General features: G+C 45.4%; 10 protein-coding genes and 2 pseudogenes. 11 read left to right on the forward strand and 1 reads right to left on the reverse strand.

All coding sequences use genetic code 11. The features are described 5' to 3' along the window. Positions 1 to 107: 107 nt before the first annotated feature. The 11 genes and pseudogenes from AC58UU_RS10980 to AC58UU_RS11030 form a co-directional block, all read left to right on the forward strand. The gene (locus tag AC58UU_RS10980) at positions 108 to 638 is read left to right on the forward strand and encodes a hemerythrin domain-containing protein (RefSeq protein ID WP_171645974.1); all 531 of its coding nucleotides are present in this window, start codon (positions 108 to 110) and stop codon (positions 636 to 638) included. A gap of 456 nt (positions 639 to 1,094) precedes the next feature. After that, entirely contained in the window at positions 1,095 to 1,772 is a 678-nt protein-coding gene (locus AC58UU_RS10985; RefSeq protein WP_497315482.1) for a GntR family transcriptional regulator, read from the forward strand. 51 nt (positions 1,773 to 1,823) lie between these two features. Further along, entirely contained in the window at positions 1,824 to 2,792 is a 969-nt protein-coding gene (locus AC58UU_RS10990; RefSeq protein WP_497315484.1) for an ABC transporter permease, read from the forward strand. A gap of 28 nt (positions 2,793 to 2,820) precedes the next feature. Further along, complete coding sequence (locus AC58UU_RS10995) at positions 2,821 to 3,699, forward strand: carbohydrate ABC transporter permease (RefSeq protein ID WP_497315486.1); 879 nt, start codon at positions 2,821 to 2,823, stop codon at positions 3,697 to 3,699. A 58-nt stretch (positions 3,700 to 3,757) separates the two neighbouring features. Beyond that, positions 3,758 to 5,284 carry an extracellular solute-binding protein gene (locus tag AC58UU_RS11000; protein ID WP_497315488.1) on the forward strand — a complete coding sequence of 509 codons (1,527 nt, stop codon included), beginning with the start codon at positions 3,758 to 3,760 and terminating at the stop codon, positions 5,282 to 5,284. A 37-nt stretch (positions 5,285 to 5,321) separates the two neighbouring features. After that, a complete protein-coding gene (dgoD, locus tag AC58UU_RS11005) occupies positions 5,322 to 6,482 on the forward strand; it encodes a galactonate dehydratase (protein WP_497315490.1) in 1,161 nt (386 codons plus the stop codon). Positions 6,483 to 6,513: 31 nt separating this feature from the next. Beyond that, a complete protein-coding gene (locus AC58UU_RS11010; protein ID WP_497315492.1) occupies positions 6,514 to 7,266 on the forward strand; it encodes an SDR family NAD(P)-dependent oxidoreductase in 753 nt (250 codons plus the stop codon). 20 nt (positions 7,267 to 7,286) lie between these two features. Then, the gene (locus tag AC58UU_RS11015; protein ID WP_497315494.1) at positions 7,287 to 9,248 is read left to right on the forward strand and encodes a DUF6259 domain-containing protein; all 1,962 of its coding nucleotides are present in this window, start codon (positions 7,287 to 7,289) and stop codon (positions 9,246 to 9,248) included. 141 nt (positions 9,249 to 9,389) lie between these two features. After that, positions 9,390 to 14,264 (forward strand): Ig-like domain-containing protein, encoded by a 4,875-nt coding sequence (locus tag AC58UU_RS11020; RefSeq protein ID WP_497315496.1) that lies wholly within the window; start codon positions 9,390 to 9,392, stop codon positions 14,262 to 14,264. 1,853 nt (positions 14,265 to 16,117) lie between these two features. Then, positions 16,118 to 18,640: pseudogene (locus AC58UU_RS11025) on the forward strand (discoidin domain-containing protein); the annotation flags it as partial. A gap of 21 nt (positions 18,641 to 18,661) precedes the next feature. Then, a pseudogene (locus tag AC58UU_RS11030) lies at positions 18,662 to 20,068 on the forward strand (OmpL47-type beta-barrel domain-containing protein); the annotation flags it as partial. Between the two features lie 164 nt (positions 20,069 to 20,232). On the opposite strand, the gene trhO reads toward AC58UU_RS11030, so the two are convergent. Then, positions 20,233 to 21,138 (reverse strand): oxygen-dependent tRNA uridine(34) hydroxylase TrhO, encoded by a 906-nt coding sequence (gene trhO / locus AC58UU_RS11035; RefSeq protein ID WP_497315498.1) that lies wholly within the window; start codon positions 21,136 to 21,138, stop codon positions 20,233 to 20,235. Positions 21,139 to 21,151: the final 13 nt, after the last annotated feature.

Consider the following 21,151-nt stretch of genomic DNA (forward strand, 5'->3'; position numbering starts at 1 on the left):
GCGCATGTTAGCTAACCCATCCTGCATACAATGATAATGCGGAATGGGTTAGCTTTTTTATGCTTATGAAGTAAGTTTTCTAACGAAAACTCGAAGGAGGATGTCTAATGAATGACCGTTTGAGCATTCGAACGAATAGGGAGTACATGATGGATCCCGGCTATTTTCCAATGCTCGTAGAGCGTCTGAAGGAGGAGCATGTGCAGATGCGCGAGCAGCTCTCCGAGATCCGAACGATGGCTGCTTCTTTGTACTCCCTCGAGGATTGCTCAATAGGAATGTGTAAGCTGATTGAACTCCAAGATCTAATTCTTTCCCTTATTGAAGAGCTGGAACAGCATTCGGAATGGGAAGAAAAAGAACTATTTCCTCTTCTGCAATCTTATTTACAACCAACAACAGCGCTGTCTGTCTCTCGTTCCATGACTGTTTTAGAGCAGGATCATGACTTGGCGAAAAGAGTCGTGCAGGCTTTCGTAGATGGTGTGAATGCGATGAAAGTGCCGATAGATGAGGAGTTTTTACATTTGATGGCATCGGAATTAATGACAGCTTGCTTAATACTGCTCAAACATTTCACCTTAGAAGAGGAGCTTGTGTATCCGCTCACCGATCGTATCGTGGAACAATTAGCCTAAGTACATAAAAAAGGGTCTTCTCAAGTCATTTGACTTGTAGAGGACCCTTTTTTGTGCGAAAAGAAAGCAGTTTTTGCGCGCTGAGCGAGGCTGTAACGATATTTTTCATCGTTACAGTTGCGAGGGGAAGTGGAATCGTGTCTGTAACGATATATTTCATCTTTACATACGAGGAAGATGACGAATTGGTATCAATCCGAGCGAGTGGTAGCAAAGAGAAGTTCGCTCCACCGCAGCAAGGTAGAAAAAGTAGAAGGCAGCACAAAATGTATGGTTTTAGACAAGGACCTGGCCATCGGCTAGGTTATTCTTGTCGTGCAAGATTAACTATCAGGAATCGAACCTATGCAATAATATTTGATATTTGATCAAATATCAAATTTACGTTTACATAGTCAATTCAGATGTGATATTATATCAAATATCAAATAAGATAAATTTAGAGGAGAAAAAACTATGGATGTAACTCAGGAATCAGCATTAAATGAAACGACTTACACACGGGTTCGCGATAAATTACGTGAAGATATTTTATCCGGTGAATTTAAACCTGGTGTACGTTTGCGGATCGTTGATTTATCCAATCGTTACGGCGTTAGTCAGATGCCGATTAGGGAGGCTCTCCAACAGCTCCAGGGGGAAGGACTCGTTAGTTTACTGCCTCATAAAGGAGCAAGCGTACGGGAGGTAAATGAGAAGTTCGTATCTGATATGTACGATATTCGAATGGCGATTGAAACGATGTTGGTTCATAATGGAGTACCTTACATGACGGATAGCGATTACAACAGACTTGTTGCCATTCAAGAGAAATACGAGAAGGCATCTGAAGAAGGTGACTTGGGATTATGCCTGAAACTGAATGAGAGCTTTCACAAAATCATCAATAATCTGGCGCAAAATCCCGAAGCGATTCGCATTATTGACCGACATTGGGGACTGATTGACAGCATGCGCCAAATCTTTGGTTCGAACCGGGGGGCCGATATTAGTAACGATCATCGGAAGCTGCTGGAGGCTTTGAAAAATCGAGATGCAGAAGCTGCCGCAAATATTGCCAGAGATCACGTCATTAAGGCCAAACAGGATTTGATTGCAAGAATGAAAGCAACGGGAAAACCATCTAAAACCTAGATGTCGTTTTCGTTCACAAATTAAAACGCTTACAAGAGAAGGGGGTTGAGCGTGTTGTATGATCAAACGGTGACGAAACTTAATGGGTCTTCAAAGTCACTAGAGCGGAAGCGGAAATGGTCCCATATTCGGAAAGATAAACTATTATACCTCATGGCTATTCCAGGGATTTTGTTCTTTATCGTGTTCCATTACATACCGATGTACGGCATTTTGCTCGCATTCAAAAAGTACAATATCTATCAAGGATTTTTCGCCAGCGAATGGATTGGGTTGGATAATTTCAAAACGTTGTTCACCATGTATGGATTCGACAGAGCTTTCAAGAATACCATTATCATTTCGATCTACCAACTGGTATTTGCTTTTCCGTTTCCGATTATTTTATCTATTCTACTGAATGAAATCCGGCATCAATTGTATAAGAAATTCGTTCAAACGTCGATTTACCTGCCTCATTTTGTGTCATGGATTATTATCTCGGGTATTTTGTTTGCCATCTTATCTCCTTCTACTGGTGTAATCAAAGAAATAGCTGGGTTTTTCGGGTATGAGAATTTCACCTTCAACTTGTTGAGCAGTAAGGAATATTTCCGGAGCTTGCTTGTCATATCGAATATCTGGAAGGAAGCGGGCTTTGGTACGGTGCTATATCTCGCTACCATTGCAACGATTGATCAACAGTTGTACGAGGCGGCAAAAGTGGATGGCGCGAAGAAATGGCAGCAAATTTGGCATATTACGCTGCCAGGTTTACGGACGACGATTGTTATTTTACTTATTTTCCGCGTGGGCAGCATGCTCAACACGGGTCTGGATCAAGTGTTTGCACTCTATAACCCTCAGGTCTACGAGGTTAGTGAAATTTTAGACACGTATATTTATAAACTGGCTTTCCAAGAAGCGAAATATGATTTGGCTACCGCATCAGGTTTGTTCAAATCGTTGATTAGTCTAGTCCTAGTTTTATTTACAAATTTTATTGCCAAAAAAATTGATTCAGATAGTGGTTTGATGTAACCGATTTTGTACGAAGGAGGTTCACCTGGTGAGAGAGTCATTTGGGGAACGTTTATGGTATTTCATTTTGAACATAGGCATGCTGCTGGTATCTATCTTTACCTTGTATCCATTTTGGCATGTGCTGATGTATTCGTTAAGTGATCCAAAGCTAGCTATGGGTGGAGGGCTTTTTTTATGGATGAAAGGGTTCTCTCTTACTTCATATGAACTGCTGCTTCAGAGCAAAGGGATTTATTATGCTTATGGAAACTCCATTTTCCGCTTAGTTATAGGAACCGCGATCAATATTGTGTTGACCGCCATGTTGGCCTATCCCCTTTCCATTCGAAGATTTGTGGGCAGAAACTTCATTACGCTGATGATTTTTTTCACCATGCTGTTCAGCGGGGGAATGATCCCGACTTACTTAATTGTCAAAGAGCTCGGTTTGATCGATTCGATTTGGTCGCTCATTATTCCAACCGCTCTCAGTGCATGGAACCTAATTATTTTGAAAAATTACTTTCAGAGCTTGCCCGCCGAGCTCGAGGAATCGGCAAACATCGATGGAGCTGCTCCGATTCGCATATTATTTTCGGTAATCCTGCCCGTGTCGGGCCCTGTTATCGCCGCAATTGCTTTGTTTTACGGAGTAGCCCATTGGAACTCGTATTTTGATGCTATTCTCTACATCAACTCTGATGTGAAACAAGTACTCCAGGTGTTTCTGCGAACGATGCTGCAGAGCAGTTCGTTACAGCAGGTTCAAGGTACGGAGAGCTTAGCTTCCTCCATCGGGATGGTCACCGAAGAATCTGTCAAAATGGCTACGGTTGTTGTTTCCGTGATCCCGATGCTGCTCGTGTATCCGTTCTTGCAAAAATATTACGTAAAAGGCGTAATGGTAGGATCCATCAAGGGTTAGATTTTGAAGAGCGATTGTAAGCTCACAAAATAAATACATGCCTAGGGGGCGTATGTGAATGGTGAAGTTGAAGAAGTCAGTTACGTTAGGTTTGGTCAGCGTTATGATGCTGAGTGCAGTCGCTTGCTCTGCTCCAGGGAACACAGGCAAAGAAGGCAATAAAACAGGTGAAAGCAGCAAACCCGCAGCACCGGTAACGGTACGAATTTTGATCGACAAGACGACTAATTTTCCTGAGGATAACGCGGTAGTCCAGGAAATTCGCAAAAAAACGGGTGTTAATGTCCAGTTCTTGACTGTAGACACGGCAGACCTAGAAACGAAATTAAATACAATGATTGCATCAAGTGATATGCCCGATGCTTTCCTAAACCCTAATAAAGCGAAAATTAAGGATTTAGTTCGTAATCAGGCCATTATTCCAATGGATGATTTATTGAAAAGCAACGGGAAAAATATTTTGGACAACAAAGGCTCCATATTAAAAGGTGCTACGCAAGTTGATGGCAAAGTGTACGCCATCCCGCGTGGTTGGGGATTCGGTAGTGCACTGGCTATTCGCAAAGACTGGCTGGATAAATTGAAGCTGCCCGTTCCGAAGACGATTGATGAATACTATACAGTCTTGAAAGCATTCGCTAATCAGGACCCTGACGGTAATGGTCAAAAGGATACGCTTGGTGTGGGGGCTTACTTCGGAGGAGGAAGCGGCTACCAAACGTTTATACACTTCTTTGCGGCCTACGGCGTTCCGATCGGAAGAGGTAAAATGGTGGATGGGAAAGTGCTTCCATGGGTATTGCAGCCCGGATTTATGGATGCCATCAAGTTCCTGAACAAATTGAATAAAGAAGGCTTGATGGACCCCGAGTTTGCTACGATTTCCAATCTGAAAGAATTTGAGAAGCTATGGAACGGCAAGATGGGGGCTTTCGATTTCACCCCGAACGGGACTACGCAGAACTGGTTGACTCGGTATGTTGAAAATCCAAAGCCGGAATTTGAGTATACCGTTATTAAGGGACCAAACAATCAAGGAGGCACACTTAATTTATACCTTGAGGACTCAGGCCCGTGGATGCACATCAGCAAATCATCCAAACATCCTGTTGAGGTAATGAAAGTATTGGATTTCTTGATTAGTAATGAAGGCGACAAATTGACGTGGGCAGGTATTGAGGGCAAGCATTACTCGATGGAGAACGGCAAGTTCTCGTGGATTAAACCTTATGATGATGCAACTAGCTTGCGTAATGAGGGAGGATTCGCTTACAACGGAGTCATGAATCGAATTAATGGTTTTTCAGTTCAATTGTTGAACGATAAAACGAAAGCCGGATTGAAGCTTGCTGCTGACAATGTGATCGAAGACGCTTATCTTTACGATATTCCTGCCGTTGAATTGGAGAAAAAGAAAATATTAGAAGACATCATGAATGAAATCTTCATTTCCTTAATCGTATCCAAAGGCGATCTTGACAAAGAATACGAGACGCTCAAGAAAAAATATTTGGATGCGGGCGGTCAGAAGTGGATTGAGCAAGCTACGGAAATTTATAAAAAGGAACATCCAGAGAAGAAATAGAGTGATTAAATAAAACAAGGTTCATAGGGGTGCGTAGATGAAAATTACTGGCGTGAATACGTTTGTCGTCGATTGTTACCGTACGAACTTCGTATTCGTCAAAATTTACACAGATGAAGGTATTTCAGGGGTTGGCGAAGCAACGCTGGAGTATAAAGAGAATGCTGTAGTTGGGGCAATTGAAGATATAAAACGGTACCTAATTGGTAAAAGCCCGCTTGATATCGAAGCGCATTATCACAATATATATCGCGATGCCTATTGGCGGGGCGGAGCCGTTCTGATGTCTGCTCTCAGTGCAGTGGAAATGGCATTGTGGGACATTAACGGTAAATCACTGGGCGTTCCGGTTCACAGGCTGCTTGGTGGCAAGGTTCACGATAAGGTGAAGGTGTATGCCAATGGGTGGTTTGCCGGCGCCACTTGCGTAGAGGATTTTGGTGTAAAAGCCAAGGAAGCGATGGAGCGAGGATTCAAGGGGCTCAAGTGGGATCCGTTCGGCAAAGCGTACATGACCCTCTCGAATGAGGAACTGGATAAAGCTCTTGAATGCATTGGCGTTGTGAGAGATGCCGTCGGTTATGATATGGATCTGTTCATTGAAGGGCATGGCCGTTTTAACGTACCTACAGCGATCAAGATCGCAAAGGAGATCGAAGCTTTCAAGCCAGTGTGGTTTGAAGAACCGGTTCCACCAGATAACTTGGATGCCATGGTAGACGTAAGGCGGAAATCTCCGGTGGCCATCGCAGGCGGGGAAAGATTGTTTACGCGACAAGGATTCAGCGAAGTGTTCAAGCGAAGAGCGCTTGACTATGTGCAGCCGGATATCAGCCATGCCGGCGGCATTATGGAATGTCGCAAAATTGCTGCAATGGCGGAGACGAACTATATTCCATTCGCCCCGCATAATCCAAGCGGCCCTGTGGCTAATGCAGCTACACTGCAATTGGCCGCCTGCACGCCTAACTTTTTCTATTTGGAAATTATGGCAAGTGATGTGCCTTGGCGTAAAGAGATCACGGATGAACAGCTGCATTTCGAGGATGGCTATATGACAATCCCTGATAAACCGGGTTTAGGCATTGAACTGTATGAAGACTCAGCCGTTAAGCATCCTTATGTCCCGCACGATTTAAGGCATTATAACGGGCAACTTATTCAAATTCGACCACCGGCTGCCGAAAACTACTTTTAAGTCATTTTAGAAACCGAGGTGAAGAATCGTTATGTTTGATTTATCTGGCAAAGTGGTTATGGTAACGGGGTCATCGCAAGGTCTCGGACGCGGGATGATCTTAGGTATGGCTCAAGCGGGAGCTAATGTGATTATTAACGCGCTGGAGATCACGGAAAGTGCACTTCAACTTGTTGAGCTAGTCAAGGCGTTAGGGCGGGATGCCATTGTGATCCAAGCGGATGTCAGCCAAGAAGAGGATGTCCAGAGATTGTTTCATTTGGCGCTAGAGAAGTATGGACGCCTAGATGTACTGGTTAACAATGCCGGAACTTCTAGGGCGGAAACGATAGGCGAAACGTCGCTGCAAAGCTGGAATGAAATCATCAACAACAACTTGACGAGCACCTTCCTATGCTCCAAGTATGCCATGGACATCATGATGCCGCAAAAAAGCGGAAGGATTATTTCCATCAGTTCGGTTGTTGGACATCAGGGTGCCTTGTATGGCCATGTTCACTACGCTGCTAGTAAAAGCGGACAGATCGGCTTCACGAAAACGCTCGCTCGTACGGCTGCTCCTTATGGCATTACCGTTAACGCAATCGCTCCGGGCATCATCGAAACCGAATTATTGCTTCAAACCCACGGGGATGAGAAGGTAAAGAATTTAACGGAATCAGTCCCCCTAGGTTTAGGGAAGCTTGAAGACGTTTCGGCAGCGGCGGTATTCCTGGCAAGCGACGAAGCTAGGTACATTACCGGAGTTATTTTGGATGTGAACGGCGGTCTATATTTAAGATAAGGAAAGGACAGATTGGACAAATGACTCATTCAATTAGGGCAGGACAATTACAGTTCGCCGTAGATCCGCAGGGGCGGTTCGTACGTTGGTCGGCGGAGGGACTACTATTACAAGAGAGCGCAGGAGCGGATTTCTGGAGAATTCAACTCGACGACGGCGAGTTTCGCGATATGTCCGTTCGTTCAAGTCTTCAGAGCGGGACCGTAACTGAAATTGAGGGTGGATTGGTTATCCAATACAATCAGCTCGAAGCAGAGGACGGCAATACCTATCCAGTATTGTTTCGGGTGCAGGTCTTAGTAGTAGGAGAACAATTGCACTTCTCATACAAGGTAACCAATCAAAGCGAAGTACGGGTTAATGAGGTCAAACTTCCGTTCGTAGATGTATCCGTCGTTGCAGATGAACAGCGTAATCGCGATGTCCTGTACCGTAGTCAGGGGCATGGACACCGACTTGCAGATCCTTGGAAGGCAATTGACAAGGCTCACACGGAATACATGTCCAGTGATGACCATGAGATCTGGCTCGACATGACCTATCCGAGTTTCGGCAGCATGGCTTGGTTTGGCGTACAAAGTGGCTCGCATTTCCTTTATGTAGGTCGGCATGATGATAACTTCACTACTTGTGTGTTGGCCGCAGGAATAGGCCCGCGCAACAGCGATCCGCGTCTCGTTCTCGCCGTTTCTCAGTTCCCATTGGTGCAAGGAGAAGAAGAAGTTTCCTCCCCGACCTCGGTAGTCGCGTTCGTTCCCGGGGATTGGCGGCAAGGCTCGGCCATTTATCGGCAATGGGCGAACGGTTGGTTTAGTGAACCGCAGAAACCCGAGTGGGTACAAGAACTTCCAGGTTGGCAGCGAATCATCATGAAGCATCAATTCGGCAAAATTTACTACCGTTATAAAGATTTACCGCGCGTCTACGAGGAAGGCAAGGCTGTCGGAGTGGAAATGATTCTGCTCTTCGGTTGGTGGAAAGGCGGCTTCGATAATGGTTATCCCGTCTATGAGCCGGATCCTGCCCTTGGCGGAGAAGAAGGGTTTAAAGCAGCGATTGCGGAAGTGCAGCGTCGGGGGGGACGTGTTGCGCTTTACACAAATGGTGTGCTGATCGATGTAAAATCAGACTATTACAAGGAAACTGGGCATCGGATTTGCCGTAAAAATATTGATGGCATGGAGTACAGGGAGCATTACAAATTCAACAATGACGGCATGCTGCTGCGCAATTTTGGCTATAAAAGCTTTGTGTCTGCCTGTCAGGCGACCGATGAATGGAATAAGCATCTTATTGAGATCGGTCAACAAAAACTAAGCTACAATCCGGACTCCATTTTCTATGATCAGATCGCTGGACATTTTCCACATCTCTGTTTCGATGCTTCGCATGATCATGGAAACCGGGGGGATAACGAGACGGTTTATCGGCGGCGCAATTTGCAGCAAATGCGTGAATTATGCACAGGGGATAAAGCTTTCGGCTCTGAATTCGTTGTCGATTGCTATGCACCTCTTCTGGATTTCCATCATAGCTGCCAATACGCGAGTTTTAAAGATGAGGAGTCGTTCCCTGAGCTTTATCGGCAAACGTTCCCCGAGACGATTATGTCCAATCGCTACATGCACGATGAGAGAAGCGATTTTAAGCAGCAGCTTCACTTCGCTTTTGTGTATGGATACCGCTTTGACATTGCCATTTACCGCTCTCGGGCGACAGTGACTGCGGCTCCGGCCTATGCGAGCCACGTCAAGGAACTGATCGCCTTACGCGAACGCTACTCCGAATTTTTCTATCACGGCACCTTCTCACTGGATACCAACATGGAGCTGCCTGAGGGAATCATCAAAACGGAATACGTTCATAATGCGAGAAGACTCTTCGTTTTCTGGAATGATTCCAAGGAGGAGAAGATGATCTCTTTCCAAAATCGAGTAATTCGTTTGGGAGCCAATGAAGTTGTTTGTGAAATTGTGGAATAGGTAACTGCTAAGAGGGAACAGCAAGGATGCTTTGTGTTCAAGTCGGCACGGAACAACCTTGTTGTTTTCGCTTCACGATAAAAATAAAGCGCTTACATTTTATGTTAATTATTCATATTCATAGAGGAGGCTGTTTACAATATGCATAAAAAGATTATCTGGGGTGTGATTTTTAGTATATGTTTGGCTGCATTGTTATTTCGAGGACCAGTAAGCCTGGCTGTTGGTGCTGGAGATACTGGCGTACTGCAATTTCAAGATGATTTTAGTGAGGGCATGTCGTTATGGAAGGGGGTAAAAGGATCATGGGTGGTTGACAACGGCGCGCTTCGCGTGACCTCGGGCAGCACTAACGAAATAGAGCCGAAGGGATCGAATTCCGTTTGGCAGGATCAAATTGTCGAGTTTCGAATCCAAATCGTGGGAGCGCCAGGAGGCGGTTTTACAAGAGTCTTTACAAGGTATGTGAGTGGCTTGAGCAATTTGGGATTGTTAATCAGACCTACGGGGTTAAGTTATTCATTAAATGGAGCTGCGGAGTCGTACCTTTCCAGTTATACATTTAATGTGGGTACTAACTATGATGTAAAGATGATGCTATCAGGAAGTACGGCAGCTATATACGCCAAAAAGGATGGGGAATCCACTTATACGAGCGCAGGGACGATTGCAGGCTTACCCGTACAAAGCGGAAAGCTGAGATTCCAAACTTCCAATGATAAGGTGCTGTTGGATAATGTTAAGGTATCGAATACGCAATCTTACACATTTATGGCGAATGGAAGCGTGTTGTCATCTTTGAATTTGGGAAGTCAATCTGCTTTGTCGCTAATCAATACAACCGGGAAAACCGTTGTCTGGACTTCTAGTGACACGACAAGGGCAACCGTAGATGGCAATGGTGTGGTCACTGCTGCAGGCAGGGGCCTGGTGACGATTACGGCTTCCACTGCTGATAATCTGGAACAAGTCAGATTTGATATCTATGTGAAGGATCCCGTTGTTTCGCCAGGGGCATTGCAGTTCCAAGACGATTTCAGCAACGGCATGAGTTTGTGGAATGCTGTATCTGGAGCATGGGGAATCGACCATTCGCAGCTTATTTCTCCGGCCGCTTCGTCCTCACTGCTTGAGCCGAAAGGGACACTAACCAAATGGCGGAACATGTCGGTATCCATGAGGTTTAACAGACTCGCCACAAGCTCAAACGACAACTTCATTTCGATCAAGTTAAGGTATGTCAGCGAAGCGGATTATACACGTTTACTGATCAGAAGCACGGGATTAAGTTATATCCAAGCAGGTGGAGCGGAGCAGTCTTTTTATGCAACGACATTCAACACAGGAACGGATTATGATATCAAGCTGGTAGCCCTGGACGATTTGGTGCAAGTATATGTAAAAAGCGCTGCCGATCCTGATTACATCGTTGCGGGTGCGATTTCCAATGCGTCCTACAATTTCGGCAAGGTACAACTGACAACGTTCAATGTAAAGGCAGCTTTAGATAACATTCAAATATGGAACCATGAAAGCTTGCCGTTTATGCTAGGTAAAAAGTTAAGCGTTTTCAACAAGGGGGATAGCCAAACGCTGCAGTTGACGAATACGACTGGGAAAAGTGTGATCTGGAGTTCAAGCGATAACCAGGTAGCGACTGTAGATCAGACTGGAGCTGTTACCCCACTCGCACGGGGACAGGCGGTCGTTACCGCAGCAACATATGATAACACCTATCGGGATAAAGCTGAAATCGAGGTCAAGGATCCGATTAATCCTACCGGTATCTTGCAGTTCGAGGACGATTTCAGCGAGGGCATGAGCGTTTGGAAAGCGGTGTATGGGACTTGGACGGTTGATAATTCTCGGCTGTCTTCCACCTCAACGGCCTCCTCATTGATCGAAATGAAAGGGGCAGAAACAACGTGGAGGAACCAAACGATTGCTATGAGGTTTAATCGGGGTGAAAACCTGGCAGGCAACTTTATTTCTGTGAAGTTCAGGTATGTCAGCGAAGCGGATTATACACGTTTACTGATCAGAAGCACCGGATTAAGTTACGTCAAAGCGGGCGGCACGGAGCAGTCGATGTATGCCATGACTTTTAACACGGAAACGGATTACGATATTAAATTGGTCGCCTTGGATAATTGGGTTCAGGTTTATGTGAAAAGCGCAACCGACCCTGACTATATGTATGCGGGAGCCATTTCCAATGTTTCCTATGTATTCGGTAAGGTGCAGCTGACCACGTATAATATAAAGGCTACTCTAGATAACATACAAATATGGAACCATGAAAGCTCGCCCTTTATTCTGAGTGCCAAACTTACTGGGATCGCAAGTGGAAATAGCGAACAGCTGCAGCTGACCAATACAACGGGAAAAAGTGTGGTGTGGACTTCAAGCAATACGCTGGTAGCGACAGTAGACCAGACGGGAGTGGTTACAGCTATAGCGAAGGGTCAGACAGTCGTTACTGCTGCTACGTATGACGGTTCTTTTCAGGAAAAGAGTGATATCGTTGTCTATGTCCGGCCTATAGGTGTTAGCCTTAACAAACCTAGTACTTCCCTGTACATGGGGGAAGCGGAGGAGCTTACAGCTACGGTTAGTCCGGCGGATGTAGATAATCCGTTGACCATATGGACTTCCAGTAATCCTTCCGTGGTAAGTTTGGTAGGAGGCTCGAGTACTTCCAGAGCCATTAAAGCCTTGTCTGCAGGGACAGCGATAATCACCGTTACTACCGTAGACGGCGGATTCTCGGCTTCGACTCAAGTTGTTGTGAATCCTGTGCCGGAACTAACCGTATCGATGGCCGAATTCGCGATTGTTCCGACTCCGAATGCCTTGCCATCCCATTTCCTAGGAGCACATAACGAACAACTGGTTAAGGTTGGAAGGGTGACTGACTTTCAACTGGAAAGCTTCGATAATCTGGGCATCGACCTCAAGCTTCAAAATGTTCGTGGACCCGATGGTACGGGTGCAAATTACTACTTGTACAATGGGGGCACGGTTATGAATTCCAAAGATCCACGTTATCAGCAATTCTATGGGAATCGAACCGTTGGGGCGGTAGAGAATGTGAATCTGCAGCCTGGGTACCCAGGGTTATATCTGGCGGATTCCTACCATCTCGCCAATACGATAGAGGTTCCCTACGTATTTGTCATAAATGTAATCTCTCAGTCAGTGAGTGAAATCCTGGCACAAGTCCAACAGATGAAACAGCAAACCACACAACCGATCTATGTGGAATTGGGGAACGAGCTTTATTCCATCTTGTTTGATGCAAGCTTCCCGTCAGTATCTGAATATATGGCCAAATGCAAATTGATCTATCAGGGAATCAAAGGCATAGATCCGACTATTAAAATCGGGATTGTGGCTGTCGCCAAAGATTTGGAAGACCGAATAGCTGCTGACCCTAATAATCTGCCAGACCCTGATGTGGATTGGGCAGCTACACAAGGGGGGCGCGTTGCCCTATGGAATCCAACACTAATGGCGGACAGCAGTTTCTACGACGCCATCATCGTCCATGCGTATTCACCTATTCCAAATCTATTTGATCTAACGAACAGCAAAATGATGAGATACTTATATACGTATAATCAAAGTGCATTGGAAGGTCTGTCTATTCAGAAAAACCAATTCCCAGGCAAGGAAATATGGGTTACGGAATGGTCTTCTCTTCCAACCGTCCTATTTGGTGAGAAAGACCCTAACGAGAAGGCACGCAAACAATTTATGAAAACCCCGGGATTTGCGATGCACAATATGGAACGGGTGCTGCAAATGATCGAGTCGGGTGCAGTGACGATTTCCGACGTACATGCGATGGTAGATCCCCAAGGGTTTGGCATCGTGCAGCAAACCGCCGGTGGAGATCTCACTGAATTACCGAATTATTATGTATTTAAAGCTTTGGGAGGTCTGCTTGACTCCAATAGCAGCTATTACAAGCTCAATCTTGCACAAGGCAATGTTCAAAATGAAAAGCTGCGGTTCATCGCAACGGATGTCTATTATAACGTCGCGGATGTTGGCGCATGGGGTTTCGGTGACACTAATGGCATTAAGAAGGTCGTTTTCGCCAATCGGACCATGAACCCTGTCAATGTTTCCCTACCAGGCTGGGATCTCAAGACGAATTGGGTGTATGGGGGCTCTAATCCTTTGCCATCGTTTCTGACGAACCCGAATGCGAGTTGGTTGGACGCGCCACAGGTTAATCCATTACCGGAGACGCCATCTTCCAATTTCGCCGGAGAGATTCAATTGAACCCTTACTCCATGACGATTGTGGACATTACCAATAATGTTGCTGCACCTTTGACTGCTGCAGTCGTTAAGTTGCAAGACAGCAGCGGGAATCCGATAAGCGGTGGAATCGTCACATACTACGATGGCGGATGGAAGGATTTTGGGGTAACCGACGCTTTTGGATTGATTAGTAAGGACTTGCCTGATAAAGCATACACCTTTAGCATGACATACGAAGGTACATACATGGAAAAGGTACAGAATACAGGCGCTAGCCCCATCGTTGTATTCCAAACGGTGAACACGACGGTACAGCTGAAGGACAGTTCGGGGAGCCCACTCGACGGAGGAACGGTGAAATATTACGCCGGAGGGTGGAAGGAGCTGGGGACTACGGTTGGCGGAACGGCAAGCAAGGAATTGTTGCCTGGAAACTATACCTTCAGCATGTCTTACTTGGGCACCTATCAGGAGAAAACACAGAACACGGGTTTGCCTGAGATCGTTGTATTCCAGACGGTGAACACGACGGTACAGCTGAAGGACAGTTCGGGGAACTCACTCGACGGAGGAACGGTGAAATATTACGCCGGAGGATGGAAGGACCTGGGGACTACGGATGGCGGAACGGCAAGCAAGGAATTATTGCCTGGCAACTATACCTTCGGCATGTCTTACTTGGGCACCTATCAGGAGAAAGTACAGAACACGGGTTCGATTGCGACGATTGTATTTCAGAGGTAATTTCCGTAACAAATTGTGACATAGGAAGTTACTTCCAATCCATACATGGCTATAAGCCGGATCTATTTGCTCGAACAGAGTGAATGTGATCCGGCTTATTTTTTGAGTTTTGGATGAAACTAAAGTTAAACTAGTTCCTCTGTTTCAACGGATTATAATGAGATTAACTCAGAGGATGTAGATTTAATCATGGTTAACCATGTGCAAGCGAGTGTTGAAGTTTCAGCCAAGCCTCCTGTTTCCTATATACCGGTTGTGGTCGCAGTGGGCGTGAGAGCAAAGGTGATCTGTTTTGGTCTGTTAAAAGCTGGGCACTTATACGTAAATTGAAAGGGGAATATAATATGAAACGTAAAAAATTTAGTAGGCAAATTGTAAGCGTATTCATTTTACTCGCTCTACTTTTGGGAATATTTATAGATCAACGAAATCTCGTTCATGCCGCGGATTATACGGCCACCATAAATATAGATACGAATGTTGAATCGAGCTTAAGTGAAAACTTCGGGGGATATAATGGGGATTTTCAAACTTATGGCATCCTATACACCGATCAAACGGCCATCGATTTGGCAAAAGGATTGAATAGCCGTGTGTTTCGATTTCCCTCCGGGACGGATAGTGACTATTTCGACATTAGGAGAGGGGATGACGATGACGAATGGGTATCGCAATTTTTCGGAAAAATGCCTACATTCCATGCTGCCGTTAACGACGGGCAGATCTTGAGAGCCAAGCCTGACAAACAAGAACTTCAGGATTGGAAATATTTTCTGGATCAAGTGCAAGGAGAAACCATGATTATTATCAATGGATTCACCGATACGCCAGAAACAGCAATGGCGATTGCGAAATATTGCAAGGATAATCATATTAAGGTTAGCGCCTACGAGCTGAGCAACGAAGCTTTTTTATTCAGTAAATTTTTTCCGACTGCAACGGATTATGCGGATAAAATGAAACCGTATTATGATGCAATCAAATCGGTGGATCCGAAAGCACAGATTAACGTCATGTTTTCTCAAGGCGAAAAAGCCGAGTGGGATAAAGAACTGGCTGCTTATCCGAACAAGTATTGGGACGGCGTATCCTACCATTTTTATCGGGGCGGCGATCGGTATTCAACGTTCGATCAAGCGCGCAAAGACTTGAATTCCGCCTTGGCAGAGCGTACCAATTCGTATATCGATTCCTATTACCTTGCCAAAGGAAGACCTGATATGCCGGTAACGATAAGCGAGTTTAATACAACCCCTTCAACGATGACGAGTTTGTCCACATCGGGGATGATAAAAACGCTGTATAATGGCATATTCGCTGCTGAATATACGACCAGATTGTCGAGCCATCCCAATGTGAAACGTGTACTTCTTCATGCGATGATGCAGTTTGGCACCCAACCCACCAATAACTATGCTGTCGCAATGCGAGATGCTTATGAAAAAAAGACGACATTAGATACAACGGGTTACGATTTCGGCATTTATAAAAGCGGTGCCGCTTTAGGTTTGCAAATCGCCTATGAAGCCATCAATAACAGTTCCCACTTATGGAAAACAACGACTTCGGGAGGGGCAGAGGTTAACAAGTATTCGGGAAGTAACATACCTGCTTTATATTCGCAGGCATATAAGGGGGAAAACAATAAAAATTATGTCGTGATCACAAACAAATCGGACAGTACTCACACCGCAACAATCAACATGAATGGAGTACCGGTAGCATCCAATATGACGAAAACGTATATTTCATCTACAGACCCAGAATTAAAAAATACACTGGCAAATCCTAATGCTATTGCTATTCAAACGGAAGGCACATTCAATCCGGTAACGATTCCTCCGTACAGCGTGATGAGAGTAGAATGGGATGCTTCCGGAGGACAACTGCCGCAGCCTACTCGTATTGTTCAATCTATTGTTGGTAATAGTCAGGTTGAGCTAACTTGGCTTGATTCGCAACTTGCAACAGGATATGTCGTGAAGTATGGGACGACACCTGGCGTTTATACAAATACGATAGACGCAGGCCAATCAAAGAACTTTACGGTGACGGGCTTATCCAACGGGACATCCTATTATTTTGCGGTAAGCGCTAAGAATAGTTCAGGTTCAAGCATGAATTCGAATGAAGTAGCTGCCAAGCTTGCAAAGCCAAGCGCACCATTGCTGGAAAGCCCGAAAGTAAAGGAAGGTTCCGTCGTACTTCATTGGAATAGTTCAATCAACGCTTCCGGATATTATGTGAAGGTTAGAACAGGATCCGGCAACTATACAACGGTTAAAGACGTTGGTAATTCCATAGGCTACGAAGTGACCGGATTAACCAATGACACGGCCTATTATTTTACGGTATCCGCGTATAACGGTATGGGAGAAGGCTTAAACTCCAGCGAATACAGCGCGGTTCCGAGGGGGAATATGCCCTATTCTCCTCACACTGTAAAAGCCTCCGCAACCGGAACTGGAGTCGATTTAAGCTGGAGCCCCTCGTATTCAGAGCGATTTTATGAGAACTTTGAACTTGGAGACGGTTTATGGACTGTATTAAACGGTGAATGGGGGATTGTTCATAGTACGGAAGGCGGTCTTGGCAGTACCAACGTGTACCGAAGCAGTAATTCTTCCGGTTATGGAATGAGCGTTGCTGGAGACAGCACATGGAAAGACTATGTTGTTGAAGTTGGAATCGTAGCGCCTGGTTCCGTTACGGGTAACTATGGCGTTGCCGCAAGATATGTGGATAACAATAATTACTATTATGCTTATTACGATTCTCAAGAGAAAAAGTATAAAATTGTAAAGCGCTTTCAAGGGGCAGAGGCGGTTTTGGCTTCATCTGAACCAATAGCGGACCCTTATTTTATTCTTGGAGCAAATACGAGTAATAAATTTAGGCTTGAGGTATCGGGCGATAGGTTGACCCTATATAGGGACGCAAATGTAATAGCTTCAGTGACGGATGGAAGTCATCCGATTCTTTCGGGAAAAATAGGTCTTTACACGAACAACCAGCAAGCTGATTTCGACCGTGTGTCCGTGAGATTGGATAATGCGACCGGTTATGCTATCAAAAGAAGTACGAGTCTAAAAGGCGTTTATACGACAGTAGCGACAGGAGTTACAGGAAGTACCTACAAAGACACCAGCGCAAATCCGGCACTCCATAATTATTATGTGATTTCAGCGTTAAATGAAAGTGGAGAGAGCACCTATACTTCTCCGCTATCGATTGCGTATCCAATAGAACCGTTAATCAATATCGCGCCAAGCGCTATATTATCAGTTGATTCCACCAATGGTTCGTTCAGTGCGAATAAGGCGGTAGATGGCATTAAAAATGACAACGCCAGCAGATGGCTTTCTTTAAGCGGAGAGCCGCATTATTTTCAGATGGAATGGCAGGCGGACAAATTGATCAGTAGTATTCAAGTTTGGAGCGGGCTAATCGGAGGATACGGATTCCAAATCAAAGATTATACGATTCAGTACTGGGACGGAGAAAAGTGGAAGACGGCGGCAGCCGTTACCGATAATAAAAATGACGCCAATGTTCGTTCCTACAACATATTGGAATTGGAACATCCGATTATTACCAAAAAATTAAGAATGAACATAACGAAAGCCTCTAGCGCAGCCGGTTATACGGACGCCAGATTATTAGAAATCGAAGTATTCGGTACAGATCGATATAAAAATATTGCGCCAAGCGCTGTATTAGCTGTTGATTCGACGAACGGCTTATACAGTGCAAATAAGGCAGTAGATGGAATTAAAAATGACAACAGCAGCAGATGGCTTTCTTTAAGCGGCGAACCGCATTACTTTCAGATGGATTGGCCTGAGGATAAGTTAATTAAGGGCATCAACGTTTGGAGCGGGCTGATCGGTGGTAACGGATTTCAAATCAAAGACTATACGATGGAGTATTGGGATGGGGCCAATTGGACAACCGCAGCGACTGTAACCAATAACACCTATGATGCCAACGCTGGTTTGTACAATTCTCTGAAGTGGAGTACGCCCATTTCCACCAAAAAAATAAAAATGAACATAACGAAAGCCTCTGGCGCAGCGGGTTATACCGACGCCAGATTGTTGGAAATTGAAGTGATTGGCGCAGATTTACCTACTACGATAGCGAATGTATCACCTTCACAGCCGGATGGACCAAATGGGCGATACATGAATCCGGTCACGGTTACATTGTCTGCTCCGCAAACATTATGGGGGGTTACACAGTCCGTATATAGTCTGGATAGTGGGAATACGTGGCTGGCATACGCAGGGCCGATCACATTTGAGCAGGATGGTTCAACCAATATGAGCTACAGATCGGTAGATCAGGAAGGCAATTCAGGAAGCATTCAGACGGTTTCATTCATCATCGAAAGGAATGCTAACACGGTGGCACCTGTGACGACCGCGGCATTGTCTGGTGCTCCAAATGGCGAGGGCTGGTTTAAAGAAGATGTGACGGTTACCTTGACGGCTGTGGATGAATCAGCGGGTGCGGTGGGGACCGAATACAGTATCAATGGTGGGACAGCAACTGCTTACGCTGCACCCATTGTCATTCGAAACGAAGGAATGAGTACGATCGGATATTTCTCTACAGATGCTGCTGGTAATGTGGAGGCTGCGAAATCTTTGCAGGTGAAATTAGATAAAACAGCACCCGTTGCTGTTTTGACGGAGTCCGGTCACACAGTGGCAAATGTAACATATGCAGATACGCTTAGATTCGATTTGAACAGTACAGATGCACACTCCGGTGTGGCTACGCAGACGTTGACTTTGGATGGCGCTGTGATTAACAGCGGTCAAACCATTGCTGCAGGTAGTCTAGCACTAGGTGCACATACGGTGCAATACAGTGTTATGGATGCAGCGGGCAATTTGGTGCAATCGACACAAACATTCAACGTGAGTGCGAGCGTTACGTTCAGTCAAGCTACCCTTGCTGCTGACGTGGTATCGCTGAAGCCGGGTGAAACGACAGCTACACACCTAACGGTGACATTAAGCAACGGAACGTCTGCTGATCTCGGCGGTGCAGTAGTTGCCTATAACACAAGTAATGGCGCGGTAATTACTGTAGATGCACAAGGCAAAGTTAGCGCTTTGGCAGAAGGTACTGCGCAAATTACAGCTACCGTTACCCTAGATGGAAAAACAGTACAAACCAATGCTGTGACTATTACGGTTGTGAAGCCGTTATCGGTTGGGGCACCTGGTAAACCAGTTTTGTCAGATAATAGCGGTCAGGCAACTGGATTAAAGGATGGTAACTATACCGTCACAATGAACATGTGGTGGGGGAATAACGGCTCCGTGTTCAAGCTGTACGAAAATGGCGTACTCATTAATACACAAACATTGGCAGACGCGTCTCCAGCAGCGCAAGTGGCTAAAGTAGATGTGAAAGGTAAAGCGAACGGCACTTATACCTATACGAGTGAACTTATTAATTCCTTCGGAACAACAGCCAGCAATCCACTTGTGATCAAAATTACAGACGCATCGCCAGGTAAACCGGTATTATCTCAAGATAATTGGGATGGAGATGGCAACTACAAGGTAACGATGAACATGTGGTGGGGCACCAACGCTACCGAGTATCGCCTATACGAAAATGGCATATTGATCGAAACGAAGAGCTTGAATGCAGCTTCTCCAAGTGCTCAAAGCGCTGTGTCGACGATTGCCGGCAGAGCCATTGGCGTGTATGAGTACCGCAGTGAATTGGTCAATGCGGGTGGCATTACCTCGAGTGACAAGATTACAGTAAATGTAACGAAATAAGAGGCAACCTTACTCCTATTAATGGCATTACCTGTTCAGAGGTCGCTATCGTCGTTGAACGGCTCCATTTCCTTGCGAATTCAAGCGTTTTTAGCTAAATAGCGTAAGTTAGTACCGCAAGAGAGCCCCCGACCTGTAGGTTGGGGGCTCTTTCGGTACTAAAATTATGCTTCAAGCGTACTCATCGTTTTCTCTTCGCATTCCTTCGAGCAGAAGCTATTATGCTTTTCTTCACAGGCTTCACAGCAGATATGCTTCAAGTGGCAAGCATCGTTCGCGCAGTTGATGTAGCGATCTTCTGCTGTTCCGCAGTGGTAGCACTTGCCTACGACGATATCTTCGTCTGTACGGTTGATTGGGACTGAAATCCGCTCGTCGAAGACGTAGCATTTGCCATCGAATAAGCGACCTTGAACATCTTCATCTTTCCCGTAGCTCACAATACCGCCATCCAGCTGATAAACCTCTTTGAAGCCTTCCTGTAAAAGGAAACCTGATAGCTTTTCACAACGGATACCGCCGGTACAATACGTTAGAATGGGTTTGTCCTTAAATTCCTGGAGATTATTGCGAATCCATTCCGGGAATTCCTTCGTAGTCTCAACCTCTGGACGAATGGCGCCGCGGAAATGTCCGATATCGTACTCGTAATGGTTGCGTCCATCAAGGACGATGACATCTTCATGCTGGAGCTTCTCGTAGAATTCCTTTGGCTTCAGATGTGTGCCGGTTAGTTCGTTCGGATTCACGTCTTCTTCAAGTCGGAAAGTGACGAGTTCCTTTTTAGGACGAACAAATAACTTTTTGAAAGCATGCTGTTCACTTTCATCTATCTTGTAGATCATGTCTTTGAACAGTGGCATTTGACGCATCATCGCCATGTAAGCTTCGGTTTGCTCGACCGTTCCTGAAAGCGTTCCGTTAATGCCTTCGGGAGCAATAAGAATGCGGCCTTTAATCCCGAGTTTTTTGCAATAAGCCAAATGTTCCTGAGCCAAAGCTTCATGATCTATGACGGTAACGAATTTATAATACAACAAAATGCGATATGGAGCGCCTTCTACTGTCATGATTAACTTAACC

This window comes from Paenibacillus sp. JT22N1, from assembly GCF_059692155.1.

Excerpts from the sequence above, each read along its gene's own strand:
- AC58UU_RS10980 (WP_171645974.1), top strand. The coding sequence starts at position 108 with ATGAATGACCGTTTGAGCATTCGAACGAATAGGGAGTACATGATGGAT.
- AC58UU_RS10985 (WP_497315482.1), top strand. The coding sequence starts at position 1,095 with ATGGATGTAACTCAGGAATCAGCATTAAATGAAACGACTTACACACGG.
- AC58UU_RS11000 (WP_497315488.1), top strand. The coding sequence starts at position 3,758 with ATGGTGAAGTTGAAGAAGTCAGTTACGTTAGGTTTGGTCAGCGTTATG.
- dgoD (WP_497315490.1), top strand. The coding sequence starts at position 5,322 with ATGAAAATTACTGGCGTGAATACGTTTGTCGTCGATTGTTACCGTACG.
- AC58UU_RS11010 (WP_497315492.1), top strand. The coding sequence starts at position 6,514 with ATGTTTGATTTATCTGGCAAAGTGGTTATGGTAACGGGGTCATCGCAA.
- AC58UU_RS11015 (WP_497315494.1), top strand. The coding sequence starts at position 7,287 with ATGACTCATTCAATTAGGGCAGGACAATTACAGTTCGCCGTAGATCCG.
- AC58UU_RS11020 (WP_497315496.1), top strand. The coding sequence starts at position 9,390 with ATGCATAAAAAGATTATCTGGGGTGTGATTTTTAGTATATGTTTGGCT.
- trhO (WP_497315498.1), bottom strand. The coding sequence starts at position 21,138 with ATGACAGTAGAAGGCGCTCCATATCGCATTTTGTTGTATTATAAATTC.